The sequence below is a fragment of the Paenibacillus sp. MER 180 genome, from assembly GCF_023713665.1.
Lineage (GTDB): Bacteria > Bacillota > Bacilli > Paenibacillales > Paenibacillaceae > Paenibacillus_B > Paenibacillus_B suaedae.
In genome coordinates, this window is record NZ_JAMAVT010000006.1 from 312103 (window position 1) to 336431 (window position 24329).

Sequence of the window (24329 nt, forward strand, 5' to 3'; positions counted from 1 at the left end):
AGGATCTTGACTGTTGCATTTTTTCATGGCGTCGCATTAGCTTTTGGTCTCATTATTCCACTTGGGGCGCAAAATGTATTCGTATTTAATCAAGGAGCATTGCAGAAGAGATTTTCACGAGCGTTACCCGTAATTCTAACTGCCGCATTATGTGACACCTTGCTAATCTTGCTGGCCGTGCTGGGTGTCTCAATCGTTGTGTTACAGCTTGCATGGCTGCAGCTTATTCTCTTTGGTGCTGGGCTGGTGTTTCTAGTCTATATGGGATGGTCCGTCTGGAAGAGTGAGCCTCCTAACACGGAGCAGGACGGGAATGTATTAAATGCCAAGAAGCAGATATTGTTTGCACTTTCTGTCTCGTTGCTAAATCCTCATGCAATCTTAGATACGATAGGCGTCATTGGCACAAGTTCACTAAGTTATACGGGGAATGAAAAATTTGTATTCACTGTTGCCTGCGTCGTTGTATCTTGGTGCTGGTTTTTTGCGCTCGCGATTGTAGGGAAGGCCGTAGGAAAATTAGATAGCAATGGTAGGTTAATCCGTAATATCAATAAGATTTCGGCCATTATTATTTGGGCTGTCGCGATATACATAGTAAAGCAGCTGATTGAACAATTGATGGCTTGAGACTTGAGAGAGTCACATGTACTAGTTTGTCGGATGACAAGAACATAGTGACGTTAAAAGACCGCTAAAATGCGGTTTTTTTCTTTATGTCATCAACTTCGTGGTCAAATAAAAAGACAAGAAGTTGATGACATCTCCGTTTTTGAATAGAACATACCTATGCAAAGTTGAAATCGACTATTCGTACTTACAAAGCACAGGAAGCCATTATCATCATGGCATCGCTGCTCGTATATTGTCAATATCAATTCTTTACCCTTAGAGATTCATTCGATTTCATTCCGATCTTAGCAGTGAACGTCATCTCCACGACTTATGGATTTCTCGATATGATATAATTCGAATAAAAAGAGGAGAATATATCGGTGTTTTCACGGGAGAGTTTAGAAAAGAATCAGATCGTCGTGTATGCAGTGGCATTAATTGTAGGAGGGGGAGTGGGCTTGGCAAGTCCACAATTAGGGGGCTTGCTAGAACCCTTGGTTTCATTTGCGATTGCGGTTCTTTTATTCAGCATGTTTTGTCAAATTCCTTTTCTAAAATTAAGGGAAGCACTCACGAATAGACACTTCATAGGGGTCTTGCTGGTTGTGAATTTCATCTTCATTCCATTGCTTGTATTCCTATTAATTAAGATTTTCCCTCAGCCTGGTCCGGTTCTGATCGGAGTTTGCTTGGTACTTCTCACTCCATGTATCGATTATGTCATTGTGTTTACTCAATTGGGCAAAGGAAATGAAAAGCTAATTCTTGCGTCTACTCCAATCCTTTTTATTGTCCAAATGATTATACTGCCTATTTATCTTTGGTTATTCATTGGTGCTGAGGCATCTGAGATCGTAAGATTTGGACCATTCGTTGAAGCTTTTGTTTATTTGATTATTGTTCCTTTATTCTTTGCATTAATCATTCAATATGTAGCTAGAAGAAATATACGCGGCATGAAAACACTGGACTTTACAGCATGGCTGCCAGTCCCGCTTATGGCACTTGTGCTCTTTTTGGTGATAGGCTCTCAAATTGACAGGGTTGTAAAGGATTTTCATGTCATTATTTCTGTGATACCCATTTATGTATTATTCCATATCATTTCTCCGGTAATTTCACGAATCATATCGACTGTTTTTCGTTTAGGCCCATTAGAGGGAAGAACACTTATTTTCAGTGCTGGAACTCGCAATTCGCTTGTTGTCCTTCCTCTTGCTCTTACCTTACCAGGGGAGATGGCTACAATAGCAGCGTCTGTGATCGTAACCCAGACCATTATTGAACTGATAGCGGAGCTGTTATATATAAATGTTGTGCCTAATTTTATTTACAGAGATGTATAGGTAAATATAAATAGATTCAGGTTTTCAAAAATCGTATAGACGGAGAACGATAGTTCTACTAGACACATAGAGGGGCGGCCGGTTAGAAACGATCGGCTGCCTCTTTTAGCGATTCTAGTTAGTTCCATACAGTAGGTTAACAATCATCCCTTGTGAGGGTATCATCTTTATGATGAAGTCCAAATCACGTTTATGGCCGTTCATGGCTTATTTTTCGGCCGCTTTTTCAAAATATACGATTCCGCATAATCGAATGTGATGTTTTTTTCCATGAACGATAAGGGTTACGTGATCAATGAAAACATCATCCAGAATACCTACCAATTTGCCGACAGTTGTTGTGATGACAATCATTAACCCTTTGTATTGGATCAATTGTTCGGTGAATTTGGGTTCCACAGCTGCCGTGTAATTAATATGTTCTGGATATACCGAAGTTTCCTTGCGTTGTACGTCTTCATTTTGATAATAAAGCGGAGCTGGGGGTACGGCTTGTGGAAAGCCATAGTACTCAAAACGATACATGAGTTGTATACTCCTTTGTCATAAGTTGAAAACACATCTATTTAACTTATGACAAATACCTATATGGTGTTCCACTGAGCTCAGCAAATTTTGCTTTTAAATCCTGAAACCTTCACTCGTCAGTTGATCCAGTTCTTGTTTTACTTGCTGAGGGCTAAATTGACAGCCATGGCTGTTAATTTCAGGATGGATCTCCTCAGCTGTAATTGCGTTTTGATTCGCATGACACAACAGGTGAATTCGTGTAAATGAGTTTTCGAAATCTGAATGCATGGTATAAGAACTCAATTTCATAAATGGTACTCATTACAGTTATCATTGTTTTTCTGTCCTTACATTATGCATTTCCGTTATCGTAACTTAGATTGAATTCAAATCAATAATGTGAATTTCAGGCTATCTTTCAGTAGAAGAGAAATTATTCGGAGGGGATTACTTAAAGCACCCAGTAGCACCCAGTGAATCAATTTAGTTAGGGTAGGGAACGATATGTTTTGGAATGATACGCAGGCAACAGCAGCGTTTCCTATCACAAAATGAGGAGTGACTGAAATGGCTAAACACAACGAACGTAACCGAAACGATGATTCTAAACACAACACGGCTGGTCTGGGAACTGGAGAGACTGTAGGAACTGTAAGTGGTGGTGCTGTAGGTGCTGTAGTTGGTTCCGCTTTGGGTCCTGTAGGAACCGTTGTTGGTGGTATCGTAGGCGCATCGTTGGGCAACAAGGCTGGCGATCAAGTTGATAATAATACCGGATCTGAACAGGATAAACAGGACTAGCTCCATATTTTAGTGAAAAAAATCAGGGTGCTGAGGAAACTCTGCACCCTCTATTTTTCTCAATTGTCAATATTCTGCTCTCGATACCGTTAATATCCTCACCGCTACGCGATGATTAATCTAAACAACAGCTGGAGTGTTAAGTTTTTTGCTCTAACTTGTCGTTTATTCTTCTAATCTGTTTCCGGTCTCTTTATTAGCAGTGGAGGCGGAATTAGCCACCCTTTTTCCTTACTCATTTCAAGAGCTTTCAATCCAAGAGCTGCTTTAGTCATGTGGTATTTTCCAAACAATGCACCAATGTCTTCCCGAATGGATTTCCCCATTACTTGGCTGCAGGCAACCATGCTGGCTGCCGTATCAGCAGAAACTATTGTTGTATGCGAGACAGAATGTTTTTATAGTCGGCTATCGCTTGAGCCGAGTTTTGAATGTCGATTTCCATCAATGCTTTTAACTGTTCACAAGAAACCAAATTGTACATAGATGCCGTTTTATTCATGCAGGTGTTTTTGAAATTCATTAGCTCATGGATTTCCAACACCTCATGCGTTGCAATTGGATTAGTCACAGCAAGTCCTCCTATCCAGTCAAACAAATTTAGGTACAGATTGAATCTTTTAAGTAATGTGCTCTAAGAGAGTAGATTTATTGCTGTATACCCCTCATATATCTATAAGCAGTACATATGAGGAGGTACGATAGTGAATATATCGATTAATCACTACCTGTTAGGTTTATCATTGGCCGCTCCAAATGGCCCGATCAATGCTGCTCAGATGGATCGGGGGATAAGAAGGGGATAATTGCATGCTAGGCTCGTTGGTCTTGGTGCAATGGCTGCCGAGAGAGTATTTATGCTGCTCGTTTATTTTGGAGTAATTCATTTCCTGAATATTTCGTCTACTAAGACGTTCCTGCTGCTGTTCGGGTTCTTTGATTTTTCAGGACGTAAATAACCTGAATCATGAAATGTGGGGTTATGCGCGCAGAATGGTGTTTCTCTGGTGTAAGCGACGATGCCATCAGCAGCTATTCCGCTATTTTTGATAATGCCAAGCGGACTCCAGCAAGTTGATCGACGTATCATCTGTTGATTTGTCGAAGCATGGCGATATGGGAGAGGAATGCCAGGCGGGAATCGATTCGGAGGAAAGCAAGGGCACGGGAGAGTCTCCGCTAAATAAGTGAAGCAAGTTGCAAATACCGTTTAGAGCGATCTAAGCGGTATTCGTGCTATATTCAGCTCGTGTCGGTTCATACGGGGTTTATTGAAGAAAGACACTCTGATAGCATTAATTAGGCGTCATTCGTGCATAAAGGTCAGTGGCCCAGCCTTTGGCATAAATCGAATAAAACAAAATCGAAGTAATCGAGAAGTTGACTTTTACATCAATATATTAATTATAATGAGGTTGTAGGCTGGTCATTGCATTTCTCAGAGGACAATCCGGATGAGACACAGATACCACACTGAAACGCGGGCTATGTCACGGCCGAGCTATCTCTGCCTGATGGGTATACCTGGAACCAGTTGATTTACGTACATGGAACATATTTGATGGCAGTTTTTTCAGTTGACTTGTTTGAGTCGCGGTTGCGGCTCTTTTTTTTGTATTTCCCAGAGTTAATTACAGATGTAAAAAAGCTCTGTCAATTTGATCATCAACCAGTTCACCCAAGTGAGGGAATAGTTTTTTTCTCTATTTATGAACCAAAATACGAGAACTGGTGAATAAGAAGTGAAAGGAAAAACGAGGAGGTCTTTGAAGTGAAAGAAAGCAATCATTATCCAATACCCAGGGAGGGAAATCCAGTTGATTTTGAAACACTTGTTCAACCTCACTTAACTAGTGCATTTCGAGTTGCTTATTTGATCGTCCATGATTACCATCTCGCTCAGGATGCCGTTCAAGAAGCTCTATGGGAAGCGTATCAATCCCTTTATCGATATGATGAACGAAAAGGGACATCGTTTCGAGCTTGGTTTATGAAAATTGTGACACATCGTGCACTTAATGTAGTGCGTAGAAAGAAAAATACAGAAGAATATATGGACTCTATTGACCCTGGACAAAACCCATTGGAGAGTATTCTGCAAAGGGAGAAAGAGCAACAAATTTGGCAAGCGATTCAGTTGATGACGCCGAAGCATCGCTCTGCAGTTATTCTCTACTATTATGAAGAGTTTAGTGTAGCTGAAATTGCAAAAATCCTTGGTGTGTTTGAGGGGACGGTAAAATCAAGGCTGCATAAGGCCAGAAAGTTAATTGCTGAAAACATGCAAGTTAATCAAGAAAAACAGGTAATTACCGAGATGGGAGTGATCATGCATGACTAATCTTGACAAACAAATTACACAAACTTTAAAAAAGGTAGCTGGAGAATTGGAGCATCCTAACTTTGTGATGCCTTACCAAGTGGCAGCCGATAAAAGAAAAAGGTCACGTTTACTAGGCGTAGGTGCCGTGGTACTTCCAGTCTCTATTGGCTGCGCTTTGCTTTTAACGATTTCGGTGAGTCCTACCTTTGCAGCCTATGTTAAATCCTTATTTAATGGTTCTGATAAAGAACTGCAATATGCAGTACAGGAGGGTTTTTCACAAAAGGTAAATGCCTCTGTGACTGATCAGGGCTATACACTTGAAATAGAGGAGATATTGGCCGATCCAATGAGAATTGTGGCCGTTTATTCGATCAAGGATCAGCAAAAGAACTTTATTCATCCGGATAAGCTTCAAATAAGTAACGTAGAGGTAACAGATTTGAAAGGGAATGTCATTAAAGAAACTAAAATATATCAGTTAAAAAAGCAAGAAAATTACGGATATCTCACTCTAAAAAATCCAGGGGAAACAGAAGAACAGAAGCTTGTATTACAGTTCGAGGGAAATCAGATCGACTCGGTTAAGGGAAATTGGGCCTTAAAGATTCCTTTTGATTTAGAAAAAACAACGAAGGCTTCTCAGGTGCTGCCAATCGATAAGACGTATACCACACCACAGGGACTGCAAATCAAACTAAACAGCATTATGCATTCACCAACTGCTGCTCTTGTGGATTATGAAACGAAATGGACGGAAGAGGCAAAGAATGGATTAGTAGAGGAAAGCAAACAAGTGAAAGGAAAAGTAGATTCAGCTAATCCTTATGTTCGCTATGATGATTTTAAGCTGAATTTCCATGTTGAAAATGAAAAAGGAGAGAAAGTAAGTGATTTAACTAGGGCGCTTGATACGCCACGCAAGGCCTTGGGAGAATACGGTCATTCGAATCGGCAGTATGGATTTTCTCCACTGTCTCCTGATCATCAATATACGCTAGTATTGGATTCTTTAGTAAAAACAGAACCGTATGAGCTAGGCGTATCATTCGAGCCGAAACAGCTTGCCGACAAACCTGTACGAGTAGATAAGGATGGCAAAACAATTGAGATCAAGTCAGTAACCTTAGACGAACCATTAAATGAAGCATCTCCGAAGAATGAGAAGCACGCTACGATTTTACTAGAGGCTTATTTAAAGGATATAACCTATATTAATATAGCAGATACGATTTTAATGGATGATGACACAGAAAAAAATTGTTTTGGTTGGACGATTAAGGATGAAGCGGGCAAAGTATACGATGTAACAGGTGGAGACTTTAAAATGATAGGAAAGGATGAACAAGGTAGAAACCATATCCGAATGAAATTGCAAAGTTCTGAAATGAAAGAACTCCCTCAAAAGATTAGTCTTACTTCAGAATTGGCAGAAAAGAGCTATGAGCTGAATTGGAAAGTACCATTGCCAATGCCAACAGAAGACAAATAAGTCACTTAGGTTTTGCTCATTTTAGGAGGGAATCGAAATGAATGTGAAGAAAACCGTTGTCGCTGCAATGCTTGTATGTGCACTATCTACAGGAGTTTTATCCGAAGCGGCTTATTTGCCAAGGACTTTCGCCCAGCAAGCAAAGGCCAAAATCGAGGTTAGCGAAGACATAATTGCAAAGGTGAAAAAGGCAATAAAGGCTGCCATGCCAAATTCGGTTTATGAAATTGCCGATTATTCGCGGGTAGGAATGCCGAATTTACCGGAAGGTGAGTACATCGATTTCGAGCTACAAGATAAACGCGGAAATATTGTCGTCAATGCGCAATCCGGAGAAATCGTACTTTTCAGCTTAGTTGCAGATCTTAAGGATGTACCTTCGTCCATTTTGATAACGGGCAAGAATAAATTGAAAGAAATGGATCCGAAGATGGCGCAGGTAAGAGGCGCATATAGAGGACAGGATGCATGGATCCTGCAAGGTCAAAATTTCGCTTCTGTCACTATTGATGGCAAAAGCGGCAAAGTAACAAAGGCAACAGTTAGCTATGCGAAGGCGCCAGACAAATCCAAGCTTGATATTGCGCGCAAAACAATGAAACTATTAAACGGTGGGCAGGACGTAAAGGTTCTTAATGGGGTGAACTTGAATTACTATCCTCAGAACAAGGAGGGCAAGGTGCTAGAGTTCATTGATGCAGGATTGAAGATATGTATTCTGCACATCGGAGCCGATACCGGGAAGATATGGGAGGCCGTATTGCTTCGAGAAGAAGAAACCTATAAATCCGACGATGAATATAGGCAAGCGTTTGCCCAGCCGATACTCACGTCCGAACAGGCGATAGCCAAGGCCGCGCCGACGGTAAAGCAGCTATTTGGCGTTGATTTGAAGGGATCGAAGGTATCGATACAGCTCGACCGCTATACGTTCACAAAGCAAGGACAGCCGACCGTTATCGCGCTTGTCAATCCGAAAGGGACATTCCATACATTCGAGCAACAGCCGATGAAGGGCCTGAAAAATTAAAAGCGATGAAATCATAAGAAGATCACAATAAGCTGCAAACAGAACAAAGGATCTATTGGAAAGGTAGAAAACTACCGCCAGGCAGATCCTTTGTCAGTTACCCTCATTAGCGTGATATTAACTTAATAAAAGGGCTATGGTTCAGAAGATGATGATTGACCGTGCGCAGCGGGGCGATAAGAACAGCTTCGCGATTGTAATACAACAAATTCAAGACGAATCGTACCGAATTGCGAATAGCTATTTACTCGATGAAGCCGCCAGCATGGACGCGGTGTGTGATGCTGTGGAAGAAGCCGTTATTAATATCCAAAAACTCGGTAATCCGGAAAGATTCAATATTTGGTTCAATCGGATTGTGATTCATAAATGCAAATCCCATTTGCTCAATAGTAAATTAATTGTCTACATCGATGATGAAGAAGTTAAGGGACTTGTGAAATGCCAAACGACGGAAGAGAATTTGGAGTTGCAAGCCTTTATGAGACAACAGTCGCCAATGACGCGATTGCTTATTCAACTGAAGTATGTAGAAGGATATACGATAGAAGAAATTACGGAGATGACGGAAATGCCGCTCAACACTATCAAAGCGAAAATTGATAACACGATCAAGCTGTTTAAACAGAGCCGTAGAGGGTGCATGTAACTATACCCAGTGACCGTTCATCCAAGGCTATTCAAATACAAGGAGGAGAGAAAGACTTGAGTAAAAGATGGAGGTTGGGCATATTGCTGCTGAGCATGTTGTCTGTATTAACGGGATGTTTTTTGGAAAAGCCGGTATTGGATCCATTGGATGAGGACAAGGGGAAAATAAAAGTGACTTATTACGGTGAGGAATCGTTCTACCGCGATTACGGAAGCTATTTCAATGTCAAATTCCCGAATGTTGAGGTTGAAGTCATTAGCACTGCTGAGGCGGATACGGCAGCAGATATGGAAAAACTGCTGGACAAGCACAAGCCGGACATCGTGCTGCTGAGTGAGCATATGTTCGAATCGTATGCGCAGCAAGGAAAGCTCTATGCGTTGGATGACATTATTGCACAAGAAAAATTCGACCTGGAAGGCTACATGCCGGGCGTGATCGATATGATTCGTACGAAAGGAAGAGGGAAGCTGTACGGGCTGACCCCTTATTTTTATAATCAAGTGATTTATTACAATCGCGACTTGTTCCAAGCGTACAACATCGAACTACCGCACAACAAGATGAGCTGGCAGGAAGTGCTGTCTTTATCCAAGCGCTTTGACGATATGAGAACAGGCACTAACGAAATTTACGGTTTGTATCAAAGGCCTTCCGAATTATTGATAAATATCGCATCGACTTCTTCCCTTCAAGTCGTTGACGCGAAGGGAGAGAAGATGCGCATCCGATCCGACGGGTGGAAGCAAGCCATTCGGATGGCAACGGATGCGGTGCGGAATTATCCGCCCGTACAAGTAGAAGGAATGAACAATCTGTTCCTTCAGGGGAAGGCGGCCATGGTCATGGATGGCCCTTGGTTCGCCAAAGAGCTGCGGCGTGCCCCTCTGCGCGATAAAAAATTGAGCTCTATCAATTGGGATATCGTTACGGTACCGATCGACCTAGCAAGACCTGACGAGTCCTCTAAGGTGCGCTTGTCGGAAATTTTTGCGGTAATGGCGGACTCCGCGAACAAGCGGGCTGCCTGGGAGTTCGTCCAATTCGTCAATGGATCGAGCATGGAGAAGGTTGCTTCCCGCAATCCGATATCTACTTTGCCGACGAGAAACCAATTTTTCAAGGAATTGGAGGGCAGGAGCACAGAACCGTTCTATATGTTGAAGCCCAGGTCATCTACGGAATCTTCGCCTGCTGAAGGGAGCTTGGGATTCTGGGTAGGGTACGGCAACAAACATGTGCCGGAAGACTTCTACTCACCGTTCAGTGAATTGTTGGACAAAACTTTGCAAGCGGTCATGCAGCGCGAGATGACGCCGGATGAGGCGGTCAATGAGCTGGAAGCGAAGGGGCAGCAAATGCTGAACAAGGCGCATACAGAGGAGAGGGAGAAAAAAGAGCAGACCTCTCCCTGAAAAGTTGATTACAGGGGAACCTTCTGTATTCTGACGTTCTCTTTCAAGTGAATAACAAAGGATTGCCCTTTTGTCTTATAGCGATCCAATCGTTCGATTATGAAGTATACATAGACATGGAGGCAAGTAAGAAGAAAGGGTTCTTAGACGATGATCAACCTGCGCACTTTTTCATGAAATACATTTTTGTCATGATTGCGGAAAATTTGTTTATAGTATTTCAACTTTAGGAGGGAATCGAAATGAATGTGAAGAAAACCGTTGTCGCTGTAATGCTTGTAAGTGCACTCTCTATAGGAGTTTTATCCGAAGTGGCTTATTTGCCAAAGGCTTTTGCCCAACAATCGAAGGCCAAAATCGAAGTTAGCGAAGACATCATTGCGAAGGTGAAAAAGGCAATAAAAGATGCCATGCCAAATTCGGTTTATGAAATTGCCGATTATTCGCGGGTAGAATGCCGAATCTGCCTGATGGGGAGTACATTATGTTCAAGCTTAAGGATAAACGCGGAGACATTGTCGTCAATTCGCAATCTGGAGAAATCGTATCTTTCAGCTTAGTTGCAGATCTTAAGGATGTACCTATGTCCATTTTGACAACGGGCAAGAATAAATTGAAAGAATTGGATCCGAAGATGGCACAGGTGAAAGGCGCATATAGAGGACAGGATACATGGATCCTGCAAGGTCAGAATTTCGCTTCTGTCACGATTGATGGCAAAAGCGGCAAAGTAACAAAGGCAACAGTTAGCTATGCGAAGGCGCCAGACAAATCAAAGGTTGATATAGCGCGCAAAACGATGAAGCTCTTAAACGGCGGGCAGGACGTAAAGGTGCGTGATGGGGTGAACCTAAATTATAATCCTCAGAACAAGGAGGGAAAGGTGCTGGAGTTCTACGATGAAGAATTGAAGAATTCTATCCTGCGCATCGTGCATATCGGAGCGGATACCGGGAAGGTATGGGGGGCCGAATTGCTTCGGGAAGAAGAATCCTATAAATCCGACGATGAATATAAGCAAACGTTCGCCCAGCCGATACTCACGTCAGAACAGGCGATAGCCAAGGCCGCGCCGACGGTAAAGCAGCTATTTGGCGTTGATTTGAAGGGATCGAAGGTATCGATACAACTCGACCGCTATACGTTCACAAAGCAAGGACAGCCGACCGTTATCGCACTTGTCAATCCGTAAGGGACATTCCATACATTCGAGCAGCGGCCGATGAAGGGCCTGAAAAATTAATAAGTTAAAGCGATGAAATCATAAGAAGGTTACAATAAACTGCTTACAAAACAAAGGATCTGTTGGAAAGGTAGAAAACTGCCGCCAGGCAGATCCTTTGTCAGTTACCCTCATTAAGCGTGATATTAACCGTTTTTACGAACAATACCTCTATAATCAAAGACATTTTTAGACTTAATGGAACCGTGGGTTACTATGAGTGCAACAAAAAATCGAATGATAACAATGCTGCTAGAGAGCCACAGTGACAGAATCTTCGTTTTAAAAAAACATCCGAATATAATTATATGTGAAGATTCCAGAACTATTTTGAGCACTCATGCCTCGTTGCCAAGGAGAAACTATGGATCAGAAGATGATGATTGACCGTGCGCAGCGGGACGATATGAATAGCTTGGAAAGATTCAATATTTGGTTCAATCGGATTGTGATTCATAAATGCAAATCCCATTTGCTCAATAGTAAATTAATTGTCTTCATCGATGATGAAGAAGTTAAGGGACTTGTGAAACGCCAAACGACGGAAGAGAATTTGGAGTTGCAAGCCTTTATGAAACAACAGTCGCCAATGACGCGATTGCTTATTCAACTGAAGTATGTAGAAGGATATACGATAGAAGAAATTACGGAGATGACGGAAATGCCGCTCAACACGATCAAAGCGAAAATTGATAACACGATCAAGCTGTTTAAACAGAACCGTAGAGGGAGCATGTAATATAACCCAGTGACCGTCCGGTAATTTCCTTCGCATATGCAGCAAATGAGAGCATGACATAATGGAGCCCAAAAAGAACAAAGACATGGTAAAAGGGTACGATATGGCAGGTAGTACCAACAAAAAGAAATGGAAGCGAGAAAAGCAATTAGGGGAAGGGGAATAATACTAAATATGTATAACCAAGAAAAGAACAGGAAACATCGCAGTCGGTACATATAAAGTTATGAGTTGTATGGTACTGGACAGTGAAAAGTTCTAACGCTTAAGAAGCCAGAAAATCCTCGTCAATATCAGGCATTTCATGCTTGGAACGAATTATTTGGGTTATGGATAAATGCGGATTTTGGGCAAACAAGCGAAAAATAGACTTGCGCAAATACACCACCACGGTCGCCTCAGAAACGACGGTCTTGGATGGCGTTCGGAGATAGCGGAAGAGCAGGTTAGGAGCGCACTCAGAAAAGCGCAAGGAGATCATCTGTACCAGTCCCGTTGCGAAGCAACTGCACATGACGAATCCTTCGATGGCCTGAAACGTCAATCGAATCCGCTGTCTGTCTTTCTCGTCGGTGACCTGCTCCAACGGATGTGGTTCTCCCTTTTTAAGATATCGTTTCAGCTTCGGCATCGGCTTGCTCCAGAAGCGGTAGCCGAAGGCGCCGAGTTGAGTAGCTGTCGTGTGTAGCATTATCTACTTCTGACTTGATTTGAAATTAAAAATATAAACCTTTGCCCACTGGCTGAACAGTTTCTAGCACAGTGTCAACCATTTCTTCATTAATTAGGGTTCTTATAATCCAAGCTGAGAGATCTTGAGCAGCAAAACAACCTGCGGCAGTCGAGATATTTCCTTCGTTTACGAAACTTTGCTCAATAACGTCTACATCAAATTCTTTAAGTTGTTCTACTACGGATGGATATGTAGTTGCTTTTTTGCCAGTTAACAATTTTTTAGCTCCTAGTAGTAGTGAACCAGAACACATAGAGCCTATTAATTGTCTTTGAGGATCTACATGAATGCTATTAAGATATTCTTGATTTTGATATAAATCTTGTACACCCTTACCACTTGCAAATATTACAGCGTCAGCGGAAGGAATATCAGATATGCTTCCTGTCATGGGGATACGTAAGCCAGACATGGATATATGAGTTTTTTCCGTTCCTAATAGTTGGACATTCCAATCAGAAATACCGCCAACTAGACGTACACGATTTAATAAATCCCATGGTAAAAAAACATCTATATCAGTAAAGTTATCGAAACAGACTATTGCAATTTTCATTCTCTAGCCCTCCATTATAAAAATATTAAAAACATTTTAATTATAACAATTTCAAGTGGAGGTAACGAGGTTTAAATTGTTTAATAACTGGATATCGCCCCAGCGTTACCAAGCTGAATTCGATTCGTTATTGTCGGCTGCGCTGAAATCCATTATTAACAAAGAGGAAACGCTCGACGATGCGGTTGCCGAGCTTCAGATCAAGGGGCAAAGAAATGTTAGAACGATTGCGGGAAACCAGGTAGGGGCAAAAGTGAATTAAAAAGGCTCTTCGCTATATGGGATGGGTAAGAAGCCTCCATCTGGCCGCATTTTATTTCTGATTTTATTCTTAAATTATATTCAGATTATGTTAAGTTGAATCTTATTTATTCAATGTTAGCATAAAAGTAGAACTCATCAATTCATACATAGGAGCAAATGAAATGAATCTAAAAAAAGCAATTCTAGCGTCTATGATCGTATCCAGTATGTTAGTTGCTGTGGCAGGCCCGATAGCTGCAGGAGCCGAGGCTGCGCAAGCGCAGAAGCAAACGGATAATAAGAAGGTTCAGATTGACCAGAAGCTGGCGGCCAAGTGGTCGCTCCGCTTGCCAAGGAATTATTCAATATCGATATTTCGGGATGTGAAGTGGGACAACCTATTTAAAGATTATTATTTTGTTAAAGGCAAAGAGAAGGTATTGCAAGCAGCGTTGGATGCTGAATCAGATCGAGCAAATAGATGTTATCGGACTAACCTTTCTTTCAGTTTGAAACTAGAAGAAGTACAGGGTTCATTGCAAACTGCGCTTGAACAAAGAGGGAGATAGAAAATATGCATAATAGATGGAAGATTGTGATCTTGCTGCTAATGATCGTTTCCTTAATGAGCGGCTGCTTCGGCAAGAAGGAAGTGCTGGAGCCTTTACAGCCAAGCAAAATCAAGGTGATCTATCAGACTGAGGAAGCATTTGACCTAGATTATGGAAAATATTTTAAGATGAACTACCCGCAAATTGAAGTTGAAGTCATCCCTAAAATTCAGGTACTGAAAAATCTCGGGAAAATGATTATTCCAGATGAATATGATTCAGAGGTAAGGAAGTTGTTGGAGCGCTCTGGAGCAGATGTGCTATTGCTGGATCAGCAAAATTTTGAGCAATTCGCCGCCAATGGGAAGCTGTACGGCATAGAGGAAGCGATTCGGCAGGACAACTATGATATCAAAGGGTTCATGCCGGGACTGATCGATGTGATCAAAAATTTAGGCGACGGCAAGCTATATGGGCTGACTCCTGCAGTCGGCATTAAGGCTTTGCACTATAACACCGCATTGTTCCGGGAGAATCATATCGATCCGCCAACGAACAAGATGACCTGGCGGGAAGTTTTCGAGCTAGGTGCAAGATTTTCCAATATCAAACACGGCGATCGTCCGGTGCGCGGCGTTTTTCTTGATGACTTGAGAGGTGTTGGCGATTTGATGTACGATATCGCCAAGACCTACGGATTGCAGCTGTTCGATCTGAAGGGAGAGAAGGTGCTCATTAATTCCAAAGGCTGGAAAGAGGCGATGAGTCTGGCTACGGATGCAGTACGCAACAATGTGGTATATTTCGACCCCGTAGCTCAACTCGATTCGTCGCAAAACCTCTTCGACGACGGCGTGGCCGCGATAACGTTCAAAGGTGTCCCCCATGCGGGAGAAGTCGGATTTAACGCGGATAAGGCGCCGGTAGAGTGGGAAGCTGTCACGGTACCGATTGATCCTGCGGATGAATCTACAGGCGTGTACCTTGACTCTCTCTTTGCGATTGCCGCCGACTCGCCTAATAAGCGAGCTGCCTGGGAATTCGTCAAGTTCGTGTGCGGCCCGGAAATGGCTCATGCCCGTTCGAAAACGATGGACGGCACTTTGCCTTCGCGTACCGGATATGTGAAGGAATTCAAGAGCAAGAGCATGGAAGCGTTCTATATGCTGAAGGTCAAGCAGGCTGACTCCATACGGCAGAGCGGTCGTGTTCCATTCAAGTTCTTCACGCTGTTCGATGAGCCGCTGCGGGAAGAGCTGCAAGCCGTTGTCGATAACAAGAAGTCAGTGGATGAAGCGGCTGCCGTATTGGAGGCCAAGGCGCAAGAGTTGCTTATACAAGCGCGAGCAGCGTCAGGTAAGAAGCCTTAAGGAATAGTAACGTGTTCTTAATTGATGTTAATGGAATGTTATGTGGTTATTTACCAATTCCTACGCTAAAATATCTAATCGATTTTATATTCAAGTAATTACATAGGAGGATTTATCATGAATTTGAAAAAAGCAATCGTCGCAACACTGGTCGTATCCAGCATGCTGACTACATTGGCAGGCCCGATTCCTGCGGGGGCCAAGGCGCAAGAACAGAAACAATCGGATCACCGGACGATTCAAATAGATCCGAAGCTTGCTGAAAAGCTGAATCAAGCGATAAAATTATTTGCCGGGAAAGATGTTGAATTGCAGAAGGTGGGCAAGCGTGAATTAATTTATAATAAGGTTGTTGCAGGTCTGGCAGAAGTTCGATCGGTAGATGGAAAATATTGTGTACAATTTGACAGTCTTAAGGATAAGGAAATTATCTTGTGGGTAGGCGGCCAAACCACGATCGACCAAATCAGCAAGCAGCATCAAGAAGAAGTCTTAAAGTGGTTGAAAGTAATAGATGCGAAGTATGCCAAGTATGCAAAGAAGAAGTACGCCTTTGAACAAGAAGTTTGGGTGAGTAAACTAAACGTTAGAGCATTTAATCCTCTTGACAGAGTAAAGCTATCTAAGGAGAAACGGTACGAATTGAAAGGAAAAGATTTCTCCACTTTCTCAATCGATTTTGATGATGATGGTCAACTGAAAACTGATTATCTCCGTATTGATTTTGATAAGAAAGAGCTTGATCCGAAATTGCTGTCAACAGTTATAGCTGCTGCTAAGACGGCGTTTCAACATAAATTTGAAATGACAAGTGCTCAGCTTGCAGTTAATGTATTCCCAATAACGGCTCATGGGAAAAATAAAGCAGAGGCAGCGTGGGTATTTCATGATGGCAAAGTTACGGTTTATGCGGATCCCAATACAGGAGAAATAAAAGGCATGTACAATGAGTTTGGAATAAGAGTACGAGATCATAAGGGAATTTCAGAAAAAGAGGCGAAAGAAGCGGTTGCCCCGTTAGCGAAGAAATTATTTAATATCGACATGAATGGACATAGCGTGAAATGGGATGAACACAGGAAGGATTATTATTTCACCAGCAAAAATGGCATGAATGTGAGAGCAGCGCTCGATGCGAATAAAAAGATTGTATACATATGCGCCGGGAAAGCTGCTGATGCGCAGTTCGACGGTTATGTAGCAGATATGGAAGTGAAATCTAAATAAACGTTGCAAATGAACCATTTAATTATATTTTGACTCAGTATCGAATAATCCACTGGCTTCCATATGTCGGTGGATTTTTTTGTGTATTTGACTAAAAATGTTGATCCGTATCACCAATCTCATGGCGTGTATGATAATGAATTCAGAGTGTTAGAGATATGATGTCACAAATGAGCGGGTTGAAACTGTTATATATTGTAGGCGATACACCAGTGGTACGCAATGAGAATATGTAGGAGGGTTTAGTATGAATTTAAAAAAAGCAATTCTAGCGTCTATGATCGTATCCAGTATGTTAGTTGCCGTGGCAGGCCCGATTGCTGCAGGAGCCGAGGCTGCGCAAGCGCAGAAGCAAACGGATAATAAGAAGGTTCAGATCGACCAGAAGCTGGCGGCCAAGCTGCAAAAAGCGGTAAAGCAATTCGCGGAGAAAGAGATAAAGTTGCAGGAGGCTGCCGAGACTACATTTGCTACAGATGCAAAGGTTACATCGATTGATGGAAAATATGTCGTCTACTTCGATTATAAAAAAGGAGAAGTAAGGCAGATCGACGGAACGATCCCAATCGATAAAATCAGCAAACAGGATCAGGAGAAGATCCTGAAAGCACTGAAAAGTGCATACGCGAAGAAAACATACGTCCTTGATAAAGAAGTGGTTCTGAGTCGCCTTTATGATGGTAAAAATGAAAAATTAAAAGATGATTATTTTTCGTATTGGTTGACAGGGAAGGATTTTGAGGCACATTGGGAAGCATCGGGTAAGGCGGAATTTGAGAGTAGAGTTTTAATAAAGCTTGCCAAGGAAGAGCTCGATTCAAAGTCGCTGGAAACGGCAGCAAAAGCGATGAAAACGGCATTTGATCATGATTTTGAAATCACAGAAGCTCAACTTTATTCTAAAGGTGACAAAGTTCAAACGTTATCACTTAAGGATAACGATGTTTCACTTCAGATGGAAGCAAAAAAGGGAAAGGTCTTGAACGTATTTAATAATACAAGAAAAAAGGTAACGACCAACCAAGAGGTTACGGAAAAAGATGCAAAGGAAGTGGTCGCTCCGCTTGCCAAGGAATTATTCAATATCGATATTTCGGGATGTGAAGTGAAGTGGGACAACCTATTTAAAGATTATTATTTTGTTAAAGGTAAAGAGACGGTATTGCAAGCAGCGTTGGATGCTGAAAAGAAACCCGTGTACATCAGAACGAGCAAATAGACGTTAACTGTATTCGTTTTGCAGTAGTCTCATAAGAGAAAAAAGCAGTCTATCCTCACTTGAGGAATAGGCTGCTTTTGCTCTATTAGCTTTACCATCCGCTTTGCGTTTACAACGAACGCGGTGAGGTAGGCTTGTATTCGCATACGAAAGAGACCTCGATATTTAGCCGTGCCCATACCGTGGAATCTTTTCATTTCTGCATTTTTATGTTCAATGATTGGTCTGCGCTTGATTCGTTCCTTGAACGCATCGCTTAATTCGAACTCGATCTGTTCCTTGAAATGTTCGGCGATGATTCGAATCGAGTAGGTTTTGCTCTTGGCGCCTGGCTTGTAACATCCTTCACGCATCGGACACGTCTTGCACTTCTCGACGTCAAAGTAATACACGAGAGAGCGACTGTCTCCACCGTCGGTGCTTCCCGGTGTCACCTCTAGGGCGGTAATGATTTCTTCTTCCGTCATTGCAATATGTTCTTTGTACCCAAAAAACGATTTGGAACTGCTCTTCCAGCCGAAGCGCGCATCTGGGTCGATGGCTGAGAGAATCCCCTTATGTGAGAGTAGCCGCTCGTCCTCGACAATCTGCTTAGCGATGCCAAGTTTATCGCTCACCGCAACTTCATGATCCGGCAAGAGCTTCTCTACCGTCTGGCCAAGCTGCGCCAAATAGGCCAGCATGAATTGCTCGGCACGCTTGCTCACTTTTTACGGATGGTAGCTTAGGGAGTTTCTTCTCCAGCTTGGGATGATGTTTGGTGACAACTCGAAACAGTCGTTTGGCTGCACCACGCAATACGTCGAGCGGCCGTTGCTTTTGGCTGCCTGCCTGCGTGTGTGTTGCGTCCATAATGATGGATTTGCTTTTCACCAATCCCTGTTCCATGCATTGGCCAACCACATGTTTCAGCACATCTTCAACTTGGCTGGCTCCCAAGCGGTGATTTAGGAACCGTGACTACTGTGACGCATCTGGAAGTGAGTCTTCTGGATTGATCCCAATAAACCATTTGTATGCCGGATTTACTTGAGCTTCCTGTATGATTCGATCATCCGAGAGATTGTACAGGATCTGTAAGAAACGAAACAGTAATTCCGGTTCGTTTGCCGGTCTGCCATAATACTTACAGTAGGAAAGCTTTGCTAGTTCATGAATAAATCCAAAATCTACAGTGGCATGTATTTTGCGAAGCAGGTGGTTTTCTGGTACAAGTTTATATAACTCCGCATGAAACGATGCGGTTAATTGTTTGGCTGGCTGCAGCAAATCCTCTCATCTCGCTTTCCCTTTTCTCCCAGTATACAACAAACCCAGTACCGACTCGGTACTGGGTTGCTTTTTACATAAACTGTATTCGTTTTGCAGTAGTCTCCGATAGGGTTTATTTGGTATGCAAATCTTTGAAAAACTTACACTGGATCTTTAGAAAAAAACCTAGTTAAACGGAATTTTATTTAATCTTAGCTTGATGGGCATGAGTTTTTACCCCTTTTCGCGATTTTGGAGGGTTTTGGAATTTGTCAAGTGTTTTATTCCTATGGAAGTAGGAGGATGACAAGATTGATGGTTCAAGGAATCCCTTGTCCCATCTGCCTCGGTGAATGCCGAGAGGCTATTCAAATACAAGGAGGAGAGAAAGACTTGAGTAAAAGATGTAGGTTGGGCATATTGCTGCTGAGCATGTTGTCTGTATTAACGGGATGTTTTTTGGAAAAGCCGTTATTGGATCCATTGGATGAGGACAAGGGGAAAATAAAAGTGACTTATTACGGTGAGGAATCGTTCTACCGCGATTACGGAAGCTATTTCAATGTCAAATTCCCGAATGTTGAGGTTGAAATCATTAGCACTGCTGAGGCGGATACGGCAGCAGATATGGAAAAACTGCTGGACAAGCACAAGCCGGACGTCGTGCTGCTGAGTGAGCATATGTTCGCGGATTAACCCCATAAATTTGGACACATAGACACTAATTCTTTCTTTTTCATTCATTTTCGTTTAAACCCGAACCATTTTGATTGGAATCGCTTCCACTTGATTCTGGTTGTAAAATTTCTCTGGTGCCATATCCCTAATACTGGAATGAATCCTGCGCTCATTGTAGAATCGTATGAATTCGGATACCACTTGATATGCTTCACCATAAGTTTGAAATTCGTATTTATTCAAACAATCATCCTGCAATATTCGATGAAATGACTCGATATGGGCATTCATATTTGGCGTTCTGGGCGGTATTCTTTCATGCTCCATACCAAAGTCGATACAAGCTTCCTCGAAAGTGCTTGATATAAACTGAGGGCCGTTGTCTGAACGGATTACTGGCATCGTCTGAGAGCTAAACAACTGACGCTTAAACAAAGCGGCTTGTATGGTTCGTACAACGTCTTTGGCTTCACATCGAAGGCCAATATGAAAAGATACAATTGCACGATCATAAACTTCAATAATGGATTGTATGAAGAAAAATCGCTGTTCACCTGCTATATAACCGTATTTAATATCGGTTTCAAACAGTTTATTGGAATTCGTTATTGTTCGATTTGACGCGATTTTTTTCGGAAATCGAACTCGTTTCTGACGTTGTGGCTTTAGGATACCTAGTTCCTTGCACAGTCGATAAACTTTCTTCTTGTTTATACGAAGCTTGTACTGCTCACGCAATGCCACCGTCAGTTTACGGTAACCATAACCAGCCCCATCGCTAGCAATAAGCTCCATAATCCATTCTTTTAATTTGTTCATCAGATATTGTGCAACCATTTGTAAGCTGGGAGAATCCAGGTGTTGGGCGTCCCTCACTCACTAATTTGCTGCGTAATTGTGCTTTCTTATGATAGTAATAACTCGTGGAATGTTAGCTAGATGCAGAACGAGCTGGGTGCTATATCCTTGTTCGATGTAGAAATCGGCTACTTCAATTTTTTCAGCAAGTGAGGGTTTTTCTTTTTTATAAGATCACGGAGAATCGCGATCTCTAGTGCTTGTTCTCCCAGCAATTTTTTTAACTGATCATTTTCTTCAGCTATTGCTTTAGAGTCAAACACCGAGATTTGTTCCATCTGAACATCGCCGAACTTCCCATCACGATATTCTTTAATCCAACGATGGAGCATATTCGTTGCTATTTCGTAGCGGCGAGCAACCGCCGCTGTATTTTCAGTCTCCAGTGCTTCTTTCACCAATTGTAATTTGAAGTCTGTTGAATGTTTCGTTCGTTTCATTTTCATCATCCCCTGTCAACTATTAGTGTAAATCATATACACTCTTAGTGTCCAAGTTCATTAAGGGGCTTATGAGAAAAGACAGACATCAAGAAGGAGAAAATACGGGAAATCTTCCTGTATCATCATTACCCATGGAGTGAACAGGATCCGTATAAAGATGAATTCAATCTTTGGACCCTGCATGATCATGCATGTGGAGAAAATGCGAATGCTATCTTATATGAACGTCGAAATGCAATTAGGGAAGGGGATAAGAAAAAGGCCACAAATTTAAAAATGGACTTACGTGAACTAGGAATCGTTGTGAAAAATCAGGGCGAGGATCAATATGTACGAAAGATCAAATACTAATTTCCTATTGATTTCCACAAAGGTTTATGTAAAACTATAGAAGTGAAATTGCAATTCCACTTTTTCCCTCGAAAGGAGATGTTTTAAATGGCTGCTTATATGGTATTGGTGATTTTAACTTAGCCGAATATCGGGCGTAGTAAATTCCAATCTTTGATTATAGCTTGGAATGAGACAATCGGGAATATTACCCGTGTTTCTTTGCTATGCCGTAAACAGTAACCTTTCGTGAATACTGCTGTTAGCGGGATACGATGTAGGTCGTATCCCTTTTTGATTATAAGCCGACTTTTGGCTTGTCGCCGCGAAACAGCAGCTTCTTAGGAGGCTGCTTGTTCGCGGTATTTTTATGCCCAAAAACAACTTGAATTTTTTAGGAGTGGATCGGTTCAATGATTGATTTGAAACAATATGGCTATATCGATTCCGAGACGCCGCCGATAGATTTGATACCCGGAAGGGTTACGGAACTTCAGCGAGATCAATATACCGTCATCACCGAACATGGAGAAGTGACAGCTGTATTGAAAGGCGCGTTCTACCACACTGTGGGGAGTCGGGAGGATTTTCCGTGCGTTGGCGATTTTGTATTTATACAATACAATGACGACGGCGTTTCGCGCATTGCCAAGTTGCTCTCTCGCCGCTCGAAATTTTCCCGCGCTGACTATTCGGGTCACGCAGCAGGGTATGCCAAAACCATACTTGAGCAAGTCGTAGCAACGAATTTTGATTACGTATTTATCGTGTCGTCCCTAAACTGGGATTTCAAGGTCAGCCGTATCATGCGCTATCTGACACAGACACGGCAGAGCGGCGGCCAGCCTGTCGTAATCTTAACAAAAGCTGACTTGGCCCCGGATTTCAGCGCATCGTTAGCTGAGGTTCAGAAAACCGCCCCTGGTGTGCCGGTGCACGCAGTTTCCAGTCATACCGGGAGTGGTTTAGACGGGTTGAGTGAATATCTGCAACCTGGAAAAACCGTGGTGTTCCTCGGCATGTCCGGCGTTGGAAAATCCTCGCTGCTAAACGCATTGATGAATCAGGATGTAATGACTGTCAAGGGTATCCGCGAGGCCGACAGCCGGGGTCGGCACACAACAACGCATCGCCAGCTTTTCATGCTCCCTTCAGGCGCGATGGTTATTGATACACCGGGAATGCGTGAACTTGGGTTGTTCGGTGCGGACGACGGGATCAGCGCGGGATTTCACGATGTGGAGGATTTAATCACACAGTGTCGCTTCAGTGACTGCCGCCATCAGTCGGAGCCGGGCTGCGCAGTTCTTGCCGCTCTTGCCGATGGATCATTGGCGCCAGAGCATTGGGAGCGTTACCTTGTACAGAAGCGTGAAAACAAGTTTGTGAATGATAAATCGGGGTACCTCATCGATAAACGGGCACGGCAAAAGTCGATTGCCATGCAGCATAAGGGTAAAAAGGGAGGAAACAAGAAATGAACAACCATGATGAAAGGTGTATTAAGCCCGAAACACTGGCGCTTGTTTTGAGTAAAATGCTCGACAAGACGATAATCCGCGCAGATTATCAACTCACAGAGTTGCAAGGCGGGACAATAGGAACTGTTCGGCTTGTAACAGGTATGGCTGAAACTTCTGATGGTGAAAATCTGCCGTATAAGATGGTTTGGAAAACACAGAAAAAATTTGAGCGTTATGGTGATCCGGATTCATGGCGTAGGGAATACGACCTCTATGTATCGGATTTCAAACAGGTTTTCTTCGACTCGCTCCGGTGGCCGGAGTGTTATCACGCCGAAATAAATGGCGATGAGATTCAATTGTGGATGGAATATATTGATGGTGTGTCAGGCTTAAATCTGACCTCCGAAATGTATGAACGTGCAGCCAAGGAATTGGGGCGGTTTCAAGGCAAGCTGTACGCTGAAAGACCAAACATATTGCAGAGTTTGACCAATTTAAGCAAGGTTGAGTTTACAAAAAACTACTATCTGCGATATCGGTCATGGAATGTTTTGTATGATTACATACGCTCCGAAGACTGCGAAATTCCGAAGCACCTATGTAAAATGCTTATAGACTTAGATAACAATGCGGACGAAATATTCAGTCGCATTGAAAAGCTGCCAGTAGTACTTTGTCACAGAGATTTTTGGGTGGCAAACATATTCTATTCGGACAGTAAAATCGTACTTATTGATTGGGATACCGCCGGTTGGGGGTATATGGGTGAGGATATTGCGAGTTTAATAGCGGACGAAGCGGATGTCTGTCATATGGTTGAATACTACCAAAGATGCGTTCGGGCGTATTACAGGGGTTTTTCGGAATATGCGGATGTGTCCCACAATTCCGATCATTGTATTTATGAACTAATCCTTGTTATGTTCGGATATAGGCTTGTGGAGTGGTATAAATTCGCTGAGTCGCCCGAAAATAAATCATTGCACCTTAATACCTTGCAAAAAATCTATGAGATGAGAAATTTGTAGATCCTGTCTAATAAATCCTTCTGCTATGGAAATGGCATACGCCTGCTTCGTAGCATTAGGATTTTTTTGTTCAGGCAAGAACATTGCCGACATTCATGATGAGATGAATCAATCGATTTGTCAATAGAAACTTACAGCTTATGTTGTGAGTTTGTTTTTTTTATTAAAAGCAGAATAAAGGTGGAATTGAAGCAATAGAGATAAACGGTGTTATTTAACAAATGTAAAAAA

26 protein-coding genes and 3 pseudogenes are annotated in these 24329 nt (G+C 42.4%); 21 read left to right on the top strand and 8 right to left on the bottom strand.

The genetic code is table 11. The features are described from left to right. Positions 1–6 precede the first annotated feature (6 nt). Both M3661_RS12755 and M3661_RS12760 read left to right on the top strand, forming a co-directional pair. A complete protein-coding gene (locus tag M3661_RS12755; RefSeq protein WP_065293458.1) occupies positions 7–630 on the top strand; it encodes a LysE/ArgO family amino acid transporter in 624 nt (207 codons plus the stop codon). 365 nt (positions 631–995) lie between these two features. Then, positions 996–1961 (top strand): arsenic resistance protein, encoded by a 966-nt coding sequence (locus M3661_RS12760; RefSeq protein WP_251485525.1) that lies wholly within the window; start codon positions 996–998, stop codon positions 1959–1961. A 207-nt stretch (positions 1962–2168) separates the two neighbouring features. Here the strand turns inward: M3661_RS12760 and M3661_RS12765 are convergent, their stop codons facing one another. Continuing rightward, positions 2169–2486, bottom strand: a complete 318-nt coding sequence (locus M3661_RS12765; protein ID WP_065293456.1) for a DUF2642 domain-containing protein — start codon at positions 2484–2486, stop codon at positions 2169–2171. 552 nt (positions 2487–3038) lie between these two features. Here M3661_RS12765 and M3661_RS12770 point away from each other — a divergent pair. Then, a complete protein-coding gene (locus M3661_RS12770; protein WP_021253306.1) occupies positions 3039–3272 on the top strand; it encodes a glycine zipper domain-containing protein in 234 nt (77 codons plus the stop codon). Between the two features lie 173 nt (positions 3273–3445). Here the strand turns inward: M3661_RS12770 and M3661_RS12775 are convergent. Together M3661_RS12775 and M3661_RS12780 are read right to left on the bottom strand one after the other, a co-directional pair. Next, positions 3446–3643 (bottom strand): annotated as a pseudogene (locus M3661_RS12775) (DUF3231 family protein); the annotation flags it as partial. Further along, a complete protein-coding gene (locus tag M3661_RS12780) occupies positions 3643–3843 on the bottom strand; it encodes a spore coat protein (RefSeq protein ID WP_083189518.1) in 201 nt (66 codons plus the stop codon). The pseudogene M3661_RS12775 and the gene M3661_RS12780, both read right to left, overlap by 1 nt. 208 nt (positions 3844–4051) lie before the next feature. Between M3661_RS12780 and M3661_RS30275 the strand changes: the two are divergent. From M3661_RS30275 to M3661_RS12825, 9 genes and pseudogenes are all read left to right on the top strand, one after another. Next, positions 4052–4210: pseudogene (locus M3661_RS30275) on the top strand (LysE family transporter); the annotation flags it as partial. A gap of 833 nt (positions 4211–5043) precedes the next feature. Further along, entirely contained in the window at positions 5044–5613 is a 570-nt protein-coding gene (locus tag M3661_RS12790; RefSeq protein WP_065293454.1) for an RNA polymerase sigma factor, read from the top strand. Beyond that, positions 5606–7087: a DUF4179 domain-containing protein gene (locus tag M3661_RS12795; protein WP_065293453.1), complete on the top strand. Its 1482-nt coding sequence runs from the start codon at positions 5606–5608 to the stop codon at positions 7085–7087. Before M3661_RS12790 ends, M3661_RS12795 begins: the two co-directional genes overlap by 8 nt. A 37-nt stretch (positions 7088–7124) precedes the next feature. Then, positions 7125–8117, top strand: a complete 993-nt coding sequence (locus tag M3661_RS12800) for a hypothetical protein (protein ID WP_251485528.1) — start codon at positions 7125–7127, stop codon at positions 8115–8117. 136 nt (positions 8118–8253) lie between these two features. Then, the gene (locus tag M3661_RS12805) at positions 8254–8766 is read left to right on the top strand and encodes an RNA polymerase sigma factor (RefSeq protein ID WP_251485531.1); all 513 of its coding nucleotides are present in this window, start codon (positions 8254–8256) and stop codon (positions 8764–8766) included. Positions 8767–8822: 56 nt separating this feature from the next. Next, complete coding sequence (locus tag M3661_RS12810) at positions 8823–10184, top strand: ABC transporter substrate-binding protein (RefSeq protein ID WP_251485534.1); 1362 nt, start codon at positions 8823–8825, stop codon at positions 10182–10184. Positions 10185–10426: 242 nt separating this feature from the next. Further along, positions 10427–10744 (top strand): hypothetical protein, encoded by a 318-nt coding sequence (locus tag M3661_RS12815; RefSeq protein WP_251485537.1) that lies wholly within the window; start codon positions 10427–10429, stop codon positions 10742–10744. After that, the gene (locus M3661_RS12820) at positions 10669–11376 is read left to right on the top strand and encodes a hypothetical protein (protein WP_251485540.1); all 708 of its coding nucleotides are present in this window, start codon (positions 10669–10671) and stop codon (positions 11374–11376) included. Before M3661_RS12815 ends, M3661_RS12820 begins: the two co-directional genes overlap by 76 nt. Positions 11377–11770: 394 nt before the next feature. After that, a complete protein-coding gene (locus M3661_RS12825) occupies positions 11771–12145 on the top strand; it encodes an RNA polymerase sigma factor (RefSeq protein WP_251485542.1) in 375 nt (124 codons plus the stop codon). 265 nt (positions 12146–12410) lie between these two features. On the opposite strand, the gene M3661_RS12830 is transcribed toward M3661_RS12825, so the two are convergent. Both M3661_RS12830 and M3661_RS12835 read right to left on the bottom strand, forming a co-directional pair. Then, complete coding sequence (locus M3661_RS12830; RefSeq protein ID WP_065294446.1) at positions 12411–12836, bottom strand: hypothetical protein; 426 nt, start codon at positions 12834–12836, stop codon at positions 12411–12413. Between the two features lie 25 nt (positions 12837–12861). Next, entirely contained in the window at positions 12862–13434 is a 573-nt protein-coding gene (locus M3661_RS12835) for a DJ-1/PfpI family protein (RefSeq protein WP_065294447.1), read from the bottom strand. 76 nt (positions 13435–13510) lie between these two features. On the opposite strand from M3661_RS12835, the gene M3661_RS12840 reads away from it, so the two are divergent. The 5 genes from M3661_RS12840 (at position 13511) to M3661_RS12860 (ending at position 18044) form a co-directional block, all read left to right on the top strand. Beyond that, the gene (locus tag M3661_RS12840) at positions 13511–13696 is read left to right on the top strand and encodes a hypothetical protein (protein ID WP_065294448.1); all 186 of its coding nucleotides are present in this window, start codon (positions 13511–13513) and stop codon (positions 13694–13696) included. A gap of 163 nt (positions 13697–13859) precedes the next feature. Next, positions 13860–14246: a hypothetical protein gene (locus M3661_RS12845; protein WP_251485685.1), complete on the top strand. Its 387-nt coding sequence runs from the start codon at positions 13860–13862 to the stop codon at positions 14244–14246. Positions 14247–14251: 5 nt separating this feature from the next. After that, positions 14252–15598: an extracellular solute-binding protein gene (locus M3661_RS12850; protein ID WP_251485545.1), complete on the top strand. Its 1347-nt coding sequence runs from the start codon at positions 14252–14254 to the stop codon at positions 15596–15598. A 117-nt stretch (positions 15599–15715) separates the two neighbouring features. Further along, a complete protein-coding gene (locus M3661_RS12855; RefSeq protein ID WP_065294402.1) occupies positions 15716–16825 on the top strand; it encodes a hypothetical protein in 1110 nt (369 codons plus the stop codon). A 247-nt stretch (positions 16826–17072) separates the two neighbouring features. After that, positions 17073–18044: a hypothetical protein gene (locus M3661_RS12860; protein WP_251485548.1), complete on the top strand. Its 972-nt coding sequence runs from the start codon at positions 17073–17075 to the stop codon at positions 18042–18044. A gap of 29 nt (positions 18045–18073) precedes the next feature. Here M3661_RS12860 and M3661_RS12865 read toward each other — a convergent pair. Then, positions 18074–19313 (bottom strand): annotated as a pseudogene (locus M3661_RS12865) (transposase). A 375-nt stretch (positions 19314–19688) separates the two neighbouring features. Between M3661_RS12865 and M3661_RS12870 the strand changes: the two are divergent. Then, positions 19689–19991: a hypothetical protein gene (locus M3661_RS12870; protein WP_251485550.1), complete on the top strand. Its 303-nt coding sequence runs from the start codon at positions 19689–19691 to the stop codon at positions 19989–19991. Positions 19992–20045: 54 nt separating this feature from the next. Here the strand turns inward: M3661_RS12870 and M3661_RS12875 are convergent, their stop codons facing one another. Beyond that, complete coding sequence (locus tag M3661_RS12875; RefSeq protein ID WP_251485553.1) at positions 20046–20792, bottom strand: IS3 family transposase; 747 nt, start codon at positions 20790–20792, stop codon at positions 20046–20048. A 167-nt stretch (positions 20793–20959) separates the two neighbouring features. Beyond that, positions 20960–21271: a transposase gene (locus tag M3661_RS12880; protein WP_251485556.1), complete on the bottom strand. Its 312-nt coding sequence runs from the start codon at positions 21269–21271 to the stop codon at positions 20960–20962. 180 nt (positions 21272–21451) lie between these two features. On the opposite strand from M3661_RS12880, the gene M3661_RS31030 reads away from it, so the two are divergent. The 3 genes from M3661_RS31030 (at position 21452) to M3661_RS12890 (ending at position 24098) form a co-directional block, all read left to right on the top strand. Beyond that, positions 21452–21625: a CysS/YqeB C-terminal domain-containing protein gene (locus tag M3661_RS31030; protein WP_483310773.1), complete on the top strand. Its 174-nt coding sequence runs from the start codon at positions 21452–21454 to the stop codon at positions 21623–21625. Between the two features lie 392 nt (positions 21626–22017). Beyond that, positions 22018–23085, top strand: a complete 1068-nt coding sequence (gene rsgA, locus M3661_RS12885; protein ID WP_251485560.1) for a ribosome small subunit-dependent GTPase A — start codon at positions 22018–22020, stop codon at positions 23083–23085. Beyond that, the gene (locus tag M3661_RS12890) at positions 23082–24098 is read left to right on the top strand and encodes an aminoglycoside phosphotransferase family protein (RefSeq protein ID WP_251485563.1); all 1017 of its coding nucleotides are present in this window, start codon (positions 23082–23084) and stop codon (positions 24096–24098) included. Before rsgA ends, M3661_RS12890 begins: the two co-directional genes overlap by 4 nt. Positions 24099–24329: the final 231 nt, after the last annotated feature.

What these genes read in the sequence shown, in the direction of transcription:
- M3661_RS12860 (WP_251485548.1), top strand. Translation starts at nt 17,073, where the DNA reads ATGAATTTAAAAAAAGCAATTCTAGCGTCTATGATCGTATCCAGTATG.
- M3661_RS12890 (WP_251485563.1), top strand. Translation starts at nt 23,082, where the DNA reads ATGAACAACCATGATGAAAGGTGTATTAAGCCCGAAACACTGGCGCTT.
- rsgA (WP_251485560.1), top strand. Translation starts at nt 22,018, where the DNA reads ATGATTGATTTGAAACAATATGGCTATATCGATTCCGAGACGCCGCCG.
- M3661_RS12820 (WP_251485540.1), top strand. Translation starts at nt 10,669, where the DNA reads ATGTTCAAGCTTAAGGATAAACGCGGAGACATTGTCGTCAATTCGCAA.
- M3661_RS12815 (WP_251485537.1), top strand. Translation starts at nt 10,427, where the DNA reads ATGAATGTGAAGAAAACCGTTGTCGCTGTAATGCTTGTAAGTGCACTC.
- M3661_RS12765 (WP_065293456.1), bottom strand. Translation starts at nt 2,486, where the DNA reads ATGTATCGTTTTGAGTACTATGGCTTTCCACAAGCCGTACCCCCAGCT.
- M3661_RS12880 (WP_251485556.1), bottom strand. Translation starts at nt 21,271, where the DNA reads ATGAAACGAACGAAACATTCAACAGACTTCAAATTACAATTGGTGAAA.
- M3661_RS12800 (WP_251485528.1), top strand. Translation starts at nt 7,125, where the DNA reads ATGAATGTGAAGAAAACCGTTGTCGCTGCAATGCTTGTATGTGCACTA.
- M3661_RS12850 (WP_251485545.1), top strand. Translation starts at nt 14,252, where the DNA reads ATGCATAATAGATGGAAGATTGTGATCTTGCTGCTAATGATCGTTTCC.
- M3661_RS12845 (WP_251485685.1), top strand. Translation starts at nt 13,860, where the DNA reads ATGAATCTAAAAAAAGCAATTCTAGCGTCTATGATCGTATCCAGTATG.
- M3661_RS12830 (WP_065294446.1), bottom strand. Translation starts at nt 12,836, where the DNA reads ATGCTACACACGACAGCTACTCAACTCGGCGCCTTCGGCTACCGCTTC.
- M3661_RS12805 (WP_251485531.1), top strand. Translation starts at nt 8,254, where the DNA reads ATGGTTCAGAAGATGATGATTGACCGTGCGCAGCGGGGCGATAAGAAC.
- M3661_RS12795 (WP_065293453.1), top strand. Translation starts at nt 5,606, where the DNA reads ATGACTAATCTTGACAAACAAATTACACAAACTTTAAAAAAGGTAGCT.
- M3661_RS12770 (WP_021253306.1), top strand. Translation starts at nt 3,039, where the DNA reads ATGGCTAAACACAACGAACGTAACCGAAACGATGATTCTAAACACAAC.
- M3661_RS12835 (WP_065294447.1), bottom strand. Translation starts at nt 13,434, where the DNA reads ATGAAAATTGCAATAGTCTGTTTCGATAACTTTACTGATATAGATGTT.
- M3661_RS12855 (WP_065294402.1), top strand. Translation starts at nt 15,716, where the DNA reads ATGAATTTGAAAAAAGCAATCGTCGCAACACTGGTCGTATCCAGCATG.
- M3661_RS12825 (WP_251485542.1), top strand. Translation starts at nt 11,771, where the DNA reads ATGGATCAGAAGATGATGATTGACCGTGCGCAGCGGGACGATATGAAT.
- M3661_RS12875 (WP_251485553.1), bottom strand. Translation starts at nt 20,792, where the DNA reads ATGAACAAATTAAAAGAATGGATTATGGAGCTTATTGCTAGCGATGGG.